Source organism: Bacillus cereus group sp. MG1 (genome assembly GCF_040460035.1).
GTDB lineage: Bacteria > Bacillota > Bacilli > Bacillales > Bacillaceae_G > Bacillus_A > Bacillus_A cereus.
Genome location: NZ_JARVGY010000010.1, coordinates 1 through 11,363, shown reverse-complemented (window position 1 = coordinate 11,363; position 11,363 = coordinate 1). Strand labels below are relative to the sequence as shown.

Sequence of the window (11,363 nt, the reverse complement as noted above, 5' to 3'; positions counted from 1 at the left end):
AGGAATTAAGTCCTAACACTGAATACAAATATAAATTTGTTGCTGTATCATCTGATGGTATTGAATCTAAGGGCATAGAAAAAGTAATTAAAACTGATGAAAAGCCTAATTTAGCTAAACCAATTAAACCATCTAATCCTACGATAACACCTAAAGATGGTTCTCTAATTGTTAATTTAACGAATTATGATGCTGGTGTGAAAGTAAAGGGTTATCACATTGTTGTAGATGGAAAACAGGTAAATGATTCATTGGTTACAGCACGATCATATGCGATTACCGGTTTGAAAAATGGACAATCATATCAAGTTCAGATTAAAGCTGTATCGGCTTGGAATATAGAGAGTGATTTAAGTAATTCTGTTCCAGGTATTCCACAAGTGCAAGTAATACCTGATATCGCTTTTAATTTTGGTCTTTCTGATTTAATGGAATCTATTAAAAATTGGTTCGGTGGAATTTGGCCTATCGTTGCTTTTAGTATTGCTATTCCATTAACGTTTATTGTTGCGTTTAACACGAAGAAGTTATTTTTAAGGTAGGTGCTTAGTTTGATACAACCAGTTACATCTAAGGACTTAATACAATTTCTCCAGTATGCATTTCATGCTGGGGAAAACGTATTATTTCTAGCGTTTGTATTAATGATTACATTCTCTGTTGCTATAAGCATTAGAAGGATTATGGTGGGTTATAAGCAATCATGATGGAGAAGTTTGTTAAGTTCTTAAAAGGTGGATTTGAAGCGGTTATAAAGTCGTTAAAAACGTTTATTGATTTTTTAGCTACACCATTTCAATATCTATTGGATTTTTTAAAAGGAATCTTTTATTTCATAGAAAAGCTGTTTCAAGTTGTAGTAGCAATTATAAAATTATTCGTTGCCTTGTTTCAGTTTTTAGGTGCTGTAATAGCGGGATTCTTTAAAACTTTATTTCTATGGGTACAACCTAATTTTGATGGTGGGAATGTATCTTTTCCTAGTGCTTCGATGAAGGGATTTAAGACAGCGACAGATATATTACTTCCTACTGGTTTGTTAACAGTAGTTCCGATGGTTGTCACATGTTTTATTTGGTACTTGTTTGTTAAAAAGCTCATGGATCTATTCAGAGGTGGTCATCATTAATGAATGCGTTAATTGATACAATATTTAATCCTGTTCTTGGTTGGCTTGCGCAAATGGCAAAGTATTTAAATGATTTAAGCGTACCAGCAAGTCGTCCTTTGCGAATTAGTGATTACCTTGGAGTGTTTGCTTATCTATACGGTTGGACAACCGTTATAACGACGTTATTTGCTTTAGTTTTCGTATATTTTGTTTGCTATATCATCATGACTTACAGTAGTTTATTTATTCGATTTAAAGATACGGTTAAATGGTGGTGACGATATTGGATATTATAGGACAAGCTATTTTATTAATATTTTTTACGACAATTGTTTCTTGGATGGTAATAGATACATTGAAATTCTTTAGAGGTATAGAAGAATGATTTATTTGATATTGGGAGTCGTTAGTTGTTTATTAATTTTAGTTTGTGATGCAACTTCGAAAAAGGAGAGTTAAAAATGCAGGCTTTTAATGCAATGTTTGAGTTATCAAGTGCGATTTGTTTATCTGTATTTCTATTTATAGTGTTACCTTGTATGTGGTTAAAAAGAAAATGGAATTAAAAAGAGAGAGTGATTGAAATGTTAGCTAAAACGAAACGAAAAGTACAGCCACAATTTGAAGGACATAGAGCGTTAATTATTAAGGAAGAGGGTACATGCACTGTAGAACAGGTTATATCGTTTGATTCGGAGATTTTAGAAACGAGTACAGCCATGTTACCACGTGATAATGAATTGAGATTACTTGATGATAATCACGGTTATGTGTATCACATTTATAATTTAGAAAAACCGGCAAGAATTGAAGCGGAAAATATTAAAAGATTACGACGATCTAGTGCGTTAAAAGGGATTTTTGAATTTGAAACAGGAAAAAAACAATTTGATTTAATTGGTTTTATGCCATGGGTAATTATTGTTTTACTAGCTATTTTTAAATAATGGGGTGAACTGAATGAGTGAAGTGACTTTAGAAAAAACAGTTGTAGAAGAAGTGTTACCAGATGTTCAAGACATAATGAAAGAAGAAATTTTAGAAGAAGATACTTCAAGTGAAAGTATTGAAACGGTTCAATTATTTCAATACATGAAGGAAAATTCAGTGCCTTTGAATGCATCTCAGATGAAAGGTATTTTATTGCTTAATGAGAATGGATGTAAAGATATAGCTGATTATGTTATTTCTGTAAAAAAACAGAGTTTACCACTTGCCTTCTATGAAAAGGTTCTAAAAATATTAACTATGTTTGACAGAATTAAAGGTAATGCGAAATTAAGTCATTTACTGAAAGCGAATGCGAATCCATCATTATCACTTTCAGCTAATAGTGCAAAAGTAGTGAAAGGAAATGAACTTGCATGAACGTAATGGTCTTTGAAGGTCCTCTTGGAAGCGGTAAGACATTAGGAATGACATTGTTTGCACATCACTTTAAACAGAAAAGTAATTGCGTATTGTATAGCAATTATGGCGTAGTTGGTTCAAAGCCATTTACTGAAATAGAACATTTTAAAAATATTGCTCAAGAAAAATCTACAATTTTAAATTTAGATGAAGCTCATATTGATTTGGATGCTCGAAGTTTTTCGAGTAACTCGGTTAAATTCTTTTCTCAAGTATCGTATTATCTTCGAAAATTACGTTGTACGTTGTTTATTGCTTCGCCTAGCTTTGATGATTTAGATTCACGTATAAGAGGTATTACGAACGTTCTTGTTAAGGTTTCAAGTGATAAAAAATACTTTTACTATACGATGTATGACATTCAATCTAAACGTTATTTAAAGAGAATGCGTATAAGTAAAAAGAAAGCTTTTGTTGTTGGTTCAAAAATTTATGATACAAGTGCAATGGTTTCGCCAGTAAAAGTTCCAGAAAAACGCCAAGACTTTATGGAATTTTTAGAAGCGTTGAAGACGACCGCCGAAGAGTACGGACGCCAGTACAAGCATTCAGCGTAAGCTGTATGCGCGGTACAGGCGGGAGGACTTCATAAGATTATAAAAATTATATCAAGGAAGGAACGTTGTTATGGGGATTTTAAAGAAGAAAAGATTTCGTGAAGAAGTGAAAAGAATAAATAAAGCACATGAAGAGATGAAAAGGTTTCTAGATGTACTCATGGATCGCTATGGATTAGATGAAGAAGAAATAAATAATTGTGAAGTAATTAAACATCATTTTGACAATTTAGATTTGATGTTTAGTCAAATGGCTAAGTAGATGATTGAATATATTGTAGGTGCTAGTGTGCTGTGGTTAGGTTCGATAGTGATTGCTTATTTATTAGTTAGTGATATGGATATTTATTAGAGAGGATAAATAGTTGAAATGATACATGTGGATTGGTTGAAAAGTATGGCGAGAGATGGACTGTTTTATGGTTCATTCATTGCTGTAATTGTTTTCTTGTTAAATTGGTTTACGGGTTAGGTTTTAAAGGTATTCCTTCGCTTTTGAGGTTGGAGATTGGCTGGGGTGTGGGGCTAGCCCCGCAAAGCGTAATGGGTAAATAGAATAAAAGAAAATATAAAGGTCGGTAGTACAAGCGTTTAGGCTCGTATAATGGATAGGCAAGTTGATAGTTAAATATATTCACTTTTGAGTTTATCGACTTGGCGATGAAGAAAAACGAGCCTAAAAAAGTTATGCAAGAATGTAGCGCAGCGAAAAAGGTGGAGATTTTATGAAGCAGAGCGTAAGAAAATACTACCTGTTTCTTGTTTAACCTTTTAGCAAATACAGATAGAGGGTTGTTTTGATGGAAAATGTTATTGTTACGTTGTTTGGTACTCTAGGGATTTGTTTCTTGTTTAAAGGCATGTTAGACACGTTAAAAGAAGGGTGATATGTAATGGATTTGCCTATTTGTAATGAAAAAGAGGTAACTGTTTTATCTAAAACGCTGAAATATTTGAGGAGTGATCAATCTAACCAAGTTAAGGTACATAAGGAGTACTTAGAAGACAGAGGTTGGATATTTGATGATTTAAGTTATATAGATAGTCATATCTATGTAGTTTATAAAAAAGAGGTTGTGAAGCGGAATAAGGCGTTTTAAGGGGGATATATATGTTTAAAAAGTTTTATCGTGAATATATTCATGTATTGTTTAATATTGTTGCGATGTTTTTTTATTTTAGTTGGTGTTTAGTTGGTACTGAATTTAATTTATTAACTCTAATAGCAATTGGAATTGCTATTTTTATCTTTGTTAAGTATGTATCTATGGATAGGAAATTTGTTAATGAAAATATAGATAAATTAAAAGATAAAAAGATGATTTTTAGGAAGTATGCTATAAGTGGTGAAAATATTGGATATGCAGTTTTTACAAATTTTTTATTGTTTCTTTTGTATTTGGGGATATCGGTATATTTTAAGGATTTAAGTGTAATATCGCTTTTGTTTGCTTTTATTCTTAATGTTAGTTTGCTTATGTTGACTCTTAGAGTAATGAGTAAATTTAGTTTAAAGAATAGTAAAGTTTAAGAGGTGTATATATGTTTGCTAGATATCGTAGTCAAGATGATGAGTTTATGTCACAACTTCAATTTTTGGCTTTAGGTGCTATTATGACATTTCTAATTAAATTTGGTTGTATTTCACCTGAAGTTAATATGTTAACGTTATTTGTTCTTTTTGTTATTTTAATTGGAATCTATTATCTTTTTGTACTTTTATTAACAAAGTATTTTTATAGATTTCTTTCTAAACAACATGATAAGTTGCATGCTTATTTATGTAATAAGTATGGTGAAAAAATAGCAAATAGAGTTGGTTTGTCATTTCTTATAATTTTAATTGTGGGGATGTTGATTGTATGTTTGCTGATTTAAAGTTGAATTTTAAATTTTGGTTAATTGTAGTTTTTGATATATGTATGCTTGCAATGATCTGTGTTGTTACAACAAAGTATGTATCTGATATATATAGTGATTTGTTTATTTTTACGACAGGATTTTTGATATTGTTAATTTGGTATTTTGTTAGAGTTTATTTTAAAAATATTGTTTTGAAATGTATTAAAAAAGTTTAAAATATGATTTAACCATATACCTTTGTGTACACTTAAAAATATTTCGTGTATACAAAGGTTGTTTTTGTAATTTAAATGTGTTATATTGTGTATACGATAGTTTTGTAGGAGGTTTTAGTTATGCAAAAAATAAGCGAAGAAAGAAAACATAGGTCATTTCGTTTTACTGATAGTGAGTTGTCATTAATTGATGAATTAGTTGATATTGAAAATGATAGACGAATGACAATTGCAAGAGAAATGAATTTAAAATATAAAGCCTTAAATCGTACAAGTTTTATTTTATATATGGCTGAAGAAAGAAGACGTAAATATGAAGAACAAGGGGAGATTTAAATAGTTCTTTACTTAACTTGTTAATAATAATAGGGATAGAGTCGCACTTTTTTAAGATTAAATTTGGGAGGTTTTAATTATGGAAGAATTGTTACATAAAATTATTGATAAATTAGATAAGATTGATAGGGATATTCAGGAGATTAAAACAGATTTGAAGGCTCATCGTATTGAAACTGATGATAATTTTATTAAGTTATATCATTTAGTTGAGGAAAAAGATGTTGAGATTGATGTATTGAATAAACGTCTATTTAAGAATGAGGCGACAGTTGAACGTATTAAGAGGGAAAAGCATTAGGAGGAAATTGTCGATGGTATATAGTTATTGTGTGGATTGTGAGAGTGTGTATAACTGTGAAGATGAAAAGTGTTGTTGTGGAAGTAAAAAACGTTCTGTTGATTGGGAAGAGTTTGCTTTTATTATGGGTTATCCGTTATATCCTGTTAAGAAAAAATACGGTGTTTTTCATTTAGATTTATCTAAACGTTTAGATGCTGATGCTCTATGTGATCTTAAAGCAGATAATCCAGAACTTTTTTATGATGAGTTTAAAGGTTGGAAAGAAAGAGAATTGAAAAAGAGAAATTAATAATAAATATTTTGGAGTTAGTGGGTGTTTTGTTTGTCTAATTCGAAGGAAAATTTCCAGTTGCGAAATGAGGAACTCCCGTCCAGTAACACGGGGGTTCCCGGGCCATCTGATATTTACACTATCCCTTCCCTAGACTGGGTTCAGGTCACTTTTAAATCTGTACAGAATTCACAAAAAAATGCACGGAAAATCATTGATAAAATTTCCATTTTTTAATGAAGGTTAAAAGATTTATATATTGGTATAATATTTACAAGGAGGAAAATGGAAACTCTTTACATATGGTGTATGACATTGTATGCTTCAATTGAGGAGGTTATATAATGTCAAAAGTTAAAGGTATTCGTTTGAATTTAAGAGTTTCTGAAGATGAGTATAACAAGTTGCAGTATGTTAAAGAATGTTTACTTATGGAAGGTCTTGATCTTAAAGATTCAGCTGTTATTCGTTATGCTTTATTACAGACTTATAAGGATTATAAAGAAATGAATGATTTGTTGAAATCAAGGAATTGAATGGCTGATTTCATGTTTCTACTGGGGGCTAGTAACACCCCAGTAGAAAATACAGGTCAATCGCCCCCAAACGCTTGTGGCTCTAGGGTTCGTCCCTCTTTGTTTTTTTCACGGTTCTTTTAAAAAATTAGGCAAAAAATTCGCGGTTTTTATTTTGCTTTTATTGTATTGTTTTAGAGGTGTTTGTATGGAAAAACATATTGAAAAATTGTCTCTTTCGGTTTGTGTGGACTGGTTGGAGTTTACTTTTGTTTATGGTGAAGAGTTTGAATCTATTTGTAGTTTTTTAGGTCTAGATCCTACTGTTTTTTCTAAGGAGATAGATGGTTTTCACAAGTCTTATGGTTATTTGTCTAGATATTCTTTTGAAGAAATACACATTCTTATGCATGGTGCTGATAATCGTTCTAGAATTATTATGTCTGGTTCTGGTTGCAGATGGTTTGAAACATTATCCTCTGTTGGCTGGTATGGTTTGTTTGATAGGATTGCATTTGCAGACGAGCATGGTTTTTCTTGGATTAAAGTTGACCGTTTAGATATTGCTATTGATGATTTTGTAGGTTATTTTTCTGTTAAAAAATTAAAGTCTAAAATAAAAAGAAGAGAATGTTTGAGTCGTTGGAAAACAAGTTTTGTTGTTGAAACTTTTGATTTAGAACAGGGACGATTGCAGGGTTCTACGATTTATTTTGGAAGTGCTTCTAGTAAATTGAGATGGGTTGTTTATGATAAGTTAGAAGAGCAGAAAAAAAAGAATAAAGATAGTGATTCGATTCAAGGTTTAGAATTTTGGACTAGGCATGAGTTGCGTTTGAAAAAGGAGCGTGCTGATCGTGCTGTTAAACAACTTGTAGTTAATGATTTTAGTATTGAAGAAATGTATTTTGGTATTATAAATAATTATATTTCGTTTCGTGTTGTCGATAAGGAAGATTCTAATAGAAATAGGTGGAATATTGCACCTTTTTGGAGGCAATATATAGGACAAGCAAGTAAATTAAGATTAGCAGAGGCTTTACCTGTTGCAAATGTTGAGCGTACGTTTAAATGGTTGTCTCATAGTGTTTCTAAAAAATTATATTTGTTGTCTGAAATTTTTTCGCAAGATGATGATACAAAGAAAGAGTTTGCTAGTTACTTAGAAAATAAGGGCAAACAAAAAATCACGAAAGGGGATTTAGACTTAATAGAAAATTTCCCAATTCGTGACTTCAAAGAATTTTTAAAGATTTATAATGAAAAATGTCTAAAATAATTTTACTCTATTTTATAATGGAAGTCTAATACATTAAAAAATCCATATATTTTTAAAAAAAGACTAGAATTTTTTTCTAGTTTTTCTTATAATTAAATGTATGACAAAGGTGTACATAAAACGACATTGTATGACTAAAAAAGATTCTAAGGAGTGTAAATATGCAATTAATGAAAGTAATGTTAACAGGTTGTAAGAAAGTTGATTTCACAAATGATAATAATGAAAGAATCGAAGGTGTTAATATTCACTTTTTAACTACAACTGATAATAGTGAGCAATCTGGTTTTGGATATCTTCCTTCTAAGGTCTTTTTTAGAAAAGAGTTTATAGAAAAGTTTAGTTCTTTGAATTATCCAATTGTTGCTGAAGCTATTATTGCTTTTAATATGTCTCCTCGTGGTATTCAAACTAAAATTTCTGATTTTAATATTTTAGAGGAATTTCCTTTTACAGCTTTAAAGTGATTTTATGATAGATAAAATCGATTTAAATGAATTGTACAAAACTATTTCGGAAATTATGCCTAATTACTTAGTGCAGACTAAGAATGGTAGTTTTGCAGTTTTCCAGACACTTACCTATGGTGATATGTTAATTAGTTTCTTGTTATTGTTAATCTTGTTGGTGTTGACATTCAACTGGATATGGAGTGCTTTACGATGATCGAGTTTAATTTAGAAAACTTGTTGAATCAATATTCCTTGTTTGGATTACCATTTTTATTAATTATCGTGTTCACATTGCTGAAAGATTGGCGGTTTGATAGATAATGAATGATTTAGCGTTTCTAGATATGTTGTATTGGTTCTTCATGAATAATTCAGTTGTATTATATTCGTTAGGTTTTATAACCTTTCTTGTGTTCGTAATAATGATGTTCACCACCGTCAAAGCTTGGGGTGATGGCTATTAGTTTTAGCATGGACGTGGGAAGAATCTTGCAGTATGCCTTCAACATGTTTAGTTCAGTGTTACCAGTGATCTATTTATTCATTGGTGGGGCGTTTGCTATCTACTGTATTGGTAAAGTGTACAACACCTTTAGGAGTTGATTTCAATGCCTGAATTTGGATTCAGACCATCGATGTCTCAATTATTCGGTAACTTTCATATGAATTGGTCAACAATGATGCCATTGTTAGTCATTTTGTTTGGGATACTGTTCGGATTTTTCGTAGCGCATTTAGTAAAAGACAAATTTGATGATTGATTAACTAGGAGGAATTTATTTTGGAAATGCCAAAAATTTCATTAACTTATAATCTTGCAGATGTTGCAAATGGTTTAACTAACTGGTTAGGCGCTTACTGGCCTATTATCGCATTCTCTGTTGCTATTCCGTTAACGTTCTTAGTAGCGTTTAACACTAAAGATTTATTTACTCGTTAATCATCAAAAATCACTCCTTAAATAGCAAGAAGTTAACTATAAATTTAATAAAACAATCAAATAGCTGGGTGGATCGCCTAGCTATTTTTTGTTAGGAAGGATTGATATGAAAAAAGCAGCCATAATTTTTTTATGTACATTTTGTATTATTTTCCGTACAGTTCCTGTCTTTGCTGATACGCCATCATTTCAAATGGTAGGAAGTAAAGGGGTTTCCATAGAAAATAAAGGGCTTGTTGGCGGTTATTACAGTCTTTCGTTAAAGATTAGTGATGCTAAAGACGTAGTGACGTTTCAATTGAGTGAGTTGATGCTTGTTAATGATTGTAGTTTTAATTTTGGACTAGTGAAATGGACTAGGCCGTCACAAGAGAAAAATGAGTTTGATATTAAAGTCAAAGAAAATGGAACATATGCTTTTTACGTGTTTGTGAATGGGAAAGTTAAAGGATATGTTCGTTTTAAAATTAAAGGATTTCCTAAAAATGCTGAAGGTACTGGAGTAACTCAATATTGGGGGCAAGGTGCAAAGTATTATGAACTTCCTGAAGAACATGTAAATCCTGAGGATTTTCGAGACAAAGATGGAGAAAATAATGGAATTTGTGTGAATGAAAAAATTCCTGATGATAAACCAGGTGGTTCAGGAGATATAGAAGAACCAAAAGAGGATAATAAACCACCAGTTGAAGGTGGTGGTTCTGATAAAGCTATTAAAGAAGCTTTAGATAAAATTACAAGTGCAGTAAATGAAATTTCAAAGAATACGGGTGAAACAGCTAAAAATACAGGTGAGATTAAAAAGAACACCGATGAAATAGCAAAGAACACAAAAGAAATCGCGGATGCTGTTAAGGATATTAGGGATAATTTGAAGATTCCTGACGATATGGATTTGTCGATTAAACCTGTTCTTCCTGAGGACATAAAGCCTGATAAACCTAAACAACCTGATAAGCCTTTTGAAGACAAACAAGAGCACTTTAAAGAGGGTGAACAAGAGAAACCACCTGACAAACTTCCTGTTGCTCCTGAGCCCGCCGAATGTTGGGGGGATGTTTGTAAAGATAAAGATAATCAGAAAGAAGAAGATATGAAGAAAGATAAAGATATGGATAAAGAAGAACCAATGAAGCCTGATAAACCAATGGAAAAGGAAGACATGAAACCAGATAAGCCAATGACTCCTGATAAGCCAATGGAAAAGGAAGACATGAAGCCCGATAAACCAATGACTCCTGATAAGCCAATGGAAAAGGAAGACATGAAGCCTGATAAACCAATGACTCCTGATAAGCCAATGGAAAAGGAAGACATGAAGCCTGATAAACCAATGACTCCTGATAAACCTATGGATCGAGAGGGAGAAATGAAAAAAGATAATGATATGAAACAAGATAAGCCAATGACTCCTTGGGAAGAAATGAAACCAAGTGACGAAGGGAGTGAACTTTGTTGGCATGTAGTAAATGGAAAATGCGGATAAAGAAATTTTTATTAGTAGTGCCTTTATTACTTGGAATTTTATTTATAGGTGATACAAGTGCATTTGCTGAGGTTTCTCGTGCAAGTTTAGGAAATGATTTGCTGAAGGGTGTATCAGGTAGTATGTGTGGTTCTACAGTAACCAAGATAACTGATGGTAATCCTTCAACAGGAGAAACTTTGTTTAAGACTTGTCGGGAAATTCGATTTAAATTACCTAAAGTATCAAATGTATCAGGTTTTTTATATATAAAAACAAATAAGTGGACTAGTGATAAATTGGCTATTGATTTTAAAAAAGTAGATGGTCAAGTTAAAACTATTACGTATAATCAGGCTTCTGTTAATTCAAATAATTATATTCAAGTATTTGTTAAGGACGTTTCTGAAGTAGTGTTGAGGAATTTTGATGATACAGGTGCAATTGAGATTATGTCATTTGAATTATATGAGGGTAACGGAGATGAATTTTTTTATGAGGATATAAAAGAATTACAGCCGACTATTACATATGATTCTGTTACTTTTTCTTATAAGAATCCCAAAATAGATTTTGGTTATTTAAGAATTTATAGAGATGGTAAGTTGATTGTTGATAATTTTAAATTAGAGCAATTTAAAGATA

The 11,363-nt window shown here is 31.5% G+C and carries 19 protein-coding genes and 1 pseudogene; all 20 read left to right on the top strand.

Translation table 11 applies throughout. The features are described 5' to 3' along the window. A partial coding sequence (locus tag QCI79_RS34755) for a fibronectin type III domain-containing protein (RefSeq protein WP_353842282.1) occupies positions 1-542 on the top strand: 542 nt, incomplete at its 5' end. A gap of 161 nt (positions 543-703) precedes the next feature. Then, on the top strand, positions 704-1,129 hold the full coding sequence (locus QCI79_RS34750; RefSeq protein WP_015484803.1) for a hypothetical protein: 426 nt from the start codon (positions 704-706) through the stop codon (positions 1,127-1,129). Further along, positions 1,129-1,389 carry a hypothetical protein gene (locus tag QCI79_RS34745; RefSeq protein ID WP_000992627.1) on the top strand — a complete coding sequence of 87 codons (261 nt, stop codon included), beginning with the start codon at positions 1,129-1,131 and terminating at the stop codon, positions 1,387-1,389. The genes QCI79_RS34750 and QCI79_RS34745 overlap by 1 nt, the downstream gene beginning before the upstream one ends. A 306-nt stretch (positions 1,390-1,695) precedes the next feature. Then, on the top strand, positions 1,696-2,058 hold the full coding sequence (locus QCI79_RS34740; protein WP_000880239.1) for a hypothetical protein: 363 nt from the start codon (positions 1,696-1,698) through the stop codon (positions 2,056-2,058). Between the two features lie 13 nt (positions 2,059-2,071). Next, positions 2,072-2,479 carry a hypothetical protein gene (locus QCI79_RS34735; protein ID WP_015484804.1) on the top strand — a complete coding sequence of 136 codons (408 nt, stop codon included), beginning with the start codon at positions 2,072-2,074 and terminating at the stop codon, positions 2,477-2,479. Continuing rightward, entirely contained in the window at positions 2,476-3,078 is a 603-nt protein-coding gene (locus tag QCI79_RS34730) for a hypothetical protein (RefSeq protein WP_015484805.1), read from the top strand. Before QCI79_RS34735 ends, QCI79_RS34730 begins: the two co-directional genes overlap by 4 nt. 70 nt (positions 3,079-3,148) lie before the next feature. Further along, positions 3,149-3,340 carry a hypothetical protein gene (locus tag QCI79_RS34725; protein WP_015484796.1) on the top strand — a complete coding sequence of 64 codons (192 nt, stop codon included), beginning with the start codon at positions 3,149-3,151 and terminating at the stop codon, positions 3,338-3,340. A 631-nt stretch (positions 3,341-3,971) separates the two neighbouring features. Next, positions 3,972-4,178, top strand: a complete 207-nt coding sequence (locus QCI79_RS34720) for a hypothetical protein (protein ID WP_015484797.1) — start codon at positions 3,972-3,974, stop codon at positions 4,176-4,178. Between the two features lie 11 nt (positions 4,179-4,189). Continuing rightward, on the top strand, positions 4,190-4,609 hold the full coding sequence (locus QCI79_RS34715; protein ID WP_015484798.1) for a hypothetical protein: 420 nt from the start codon (positions 4,190-4,192) through the stop codon (positions 4,607-4,609). 11 nt (positions 4,610-4,620) lie between these two features. After that, complete coding sequence (locus tag QCI79_RS34710) at positions 4,621-4,956, top strand: hypothetical protein (RefSeq protein ID WP_015484799.1); 336 nt, start codon at positions 4,621-4,623, stop codon at positions 4,954-4,956. A 320-nt stretch (positions 4,957-5,276) separates the two neighbouring features. Beyond that, positions 5,277-5,492, top strand: a complete 216-nt coding sequence (locus QCI79_RS34705; protein WP_001169628.1) for a hypothetical protein — start codon at positions 5,277-5,279, stop codon at positions 5,490-5,492. Positions 5,493-5,571: 79 nt separating this feature from the next. Beyond that, positions 5,572-5,793, top strand: a complete 222-nt coding sequence (locus tag QCI79_RS34700) for a hypothetical protein (protein ID WP_000391859.1) — start codon at positions 5,572-5,574, stop codon at positions 5,791-5,793. 13 nt (positions 5,794-5,806) lie between these two features. After that, positions 5,807-6,085: a hypothetical protein gene (locus QCI79_RS34695; RefSeq protein WP_000263095.1), complete on the top strand. Its 279-nt coding sequence runs from the start codon at positions 5,807-5,809 to the stop codon at positions 6,083-6,085. Positions 6,086-6,411: 326 nt separating this feature from the next. Continuing rightward, positions 6,412-6,603, top strand: coding sequence for a hypothetical protein (locus QCI79_RS34690; RefSeq protein WP_000048809.1), 192 nt, complete (start codon positions 6,412-6,414; stop codon positions 6,601-6,603). 187 nt (positions 6,604-6,790) lie between these two features. Continuing rightward, a complete protein-coding gene (locus QCI79_RS34685; RefSeq protein ID WP_000410863.1) occupies positions 6,791-7,861 on the top strand; it encodes a replication initiation factor domain-containing protein in 1,071 nt (356 codons plus the stop codon). Positions 7,862-8,022: 161 nt separating this feature from the next. Continuing rightward, a complete protein-coding gene (locus tag QCI79_RS34680) occupies positions 8,023-8,328 on the top strand; it encodes a hypothetical protein (protein ID WP_001176491.1) in 306 nt (101 codons plus the stop codon). 593 nt (positions 8,329-8,921) lie between these two features. Next, positions 8,922-9,074, top strand: a complete 153-nt coding sequence (locus QCI79_RS34675; protein ID WP_001113828.1) for a hypothetical protein — start codon at positions 8,922-8,924, stop codon at positions 9,072-9,074. 20 nt (positions 9,075-9,094) lie between these two features. After that, entirely contained in the window at positions 9,095-9,253 is a 159-nt protein-coding gene (locus QCI79_RS34670; RefSeq protein ID WP_000425805.1) for a hypothetical protein, read from the top strand. Between the two features lie 106 nt (positions 9,254-9,359). Beyond that, complete coding sequence (locus QCI79_RS34665) at positions 9,360-10,739, top strand: hypothetical protein (protein ID WP_015484801.1); 1,380 nt, start codon at positions 9,360-9,362, stop codon at positions 10,737-10,739. Next, positions 10,709-11,363: pseudogene (locus tag QCI79_RS34660) on the top strand (fibronectin type III domain-containing protein); the annotation flags it as partial. The gene QCI79_RS34665 and the pseudogene QCI79_RS34660, both read left to right, overlap by 31 nt.

Bases quoted from the DNA above. Each gene is read 5' to 3' on its own strand.
- QCI79_RS34750 (WP_015484803.1), top strand. From the start codon at position 704: ATGATGGAGAAGTTTGTTAAGTTCTTAAAAGGTGGATTTGAAGCGGTT.
- QCI79_RS34745 (WP_000992627.1), top strand. From the start codon at position 1,129: ATGAATGCGTTAATTGATACAATATTTAATCCTGTTCTTGGTTGGCTT.
- QCI79_RS34740 (WP_000880239.1), top strand. From the start codon at position 1,696: ATGTTAGCTAAAACGAAACGAAAAGTACAGCCACAATTTGAAGGACAT.
- QCI79_RS34735 (WP_015484804.1), top strand. From the start codon at position 2,072: ATGAGTGAAGTGACTTTAGAAAAAACAGTTGTAGAAGAAGTGTTACCA.
- QCI79_RS34730 (WP_015484805.1), top strand. From the start codon at position 2,476: ATGAACGTAATGGTCTTTGAAGGTCCTCTTGGAAGCGGTAAGACATTA.
- QCI79_RS34725 (WP_015484796.1), top strand. From the start codon at position 3,149: ATGGGGATTTTAAAGAAGAAAAGATTTCGTGAAGAAGTGAAAAGAATA.
- QCI79_RS34720 (WP_015484797.1), top strand. From the start codon at position 3,972: ATGGATTTGCCTATTTGTAATGAAAAAGAGGTAACTGTTTTATCTAAA.
- QCI79_RS34715 (WP_015484798.1), top strand. From the start codon at position 4,190: ATGTTTAAAAAGTTTTATCGTGAATATATTCATGTATTGTTTAATATT.
- QCI79_RS34710 (WP_015484799.1), top strand. From the start codon at position 4,621: ATGTTTGCTAGATATCGTAGTCAAGATGATGAGTTTATGTCACAACTT.
- QCI79_RS34705 (WP_001169628.1), top strand. From the start codon at position 5,277: ATGCAAAAAATAAGCGAAGAAAGAAAACATAGGTCATTTCGTTTTACT.
- QCI79_RS34700 (WP_000391859.1), top strand. From the start codon at position 5,572: ATGGAAGAATTGTTACATAAAATTATTGATAAATTAGATAAGATTGAT.
- QCI79_RS34695 (WP_000263095.1), top strand. From the start codon at position 5,807: ATGGTATATAGTTATTGTGTGGATTGTGAGAGTGTGTATAACTGTGAA.
- QCI79_RS34690 (WP_000048809.1), top strand. From the start codon at position 6,412: ATGTCAAAAGTTAAAGGTATTCGTTTGAATTTAAGAGTTTCTGAAGAT.
- QCI79_RS34685 (WP_000410863.1), top strand. From the start codon at position 6,791: ATGGAAAAACATATTGAAAAATTGTCTCTTTCGGTTTGTGTGGACTGG.
- QCI79_RS34680 (WP_001176491.1), top strand. From the start codon at position 8,023: ATGCAATTAATGAAAGTAATGTTAACAGGTTGTAAGAAAGTTGATTTC.
- QCI79_RS34675 (WP_001113828.1), top strand. From the start codon at position 8,922: ATGCCTGAATTTGGATTCAGACCATCGATGTCTCAATTATTCGGTAAC.
- QCI79_RS34665 (WP_015484801.1), top strand. From the start codon at position 9,360: ATGAAAAAAGCAGCCATAATTTTTTTATGTACATTTTGTATTATTTTC.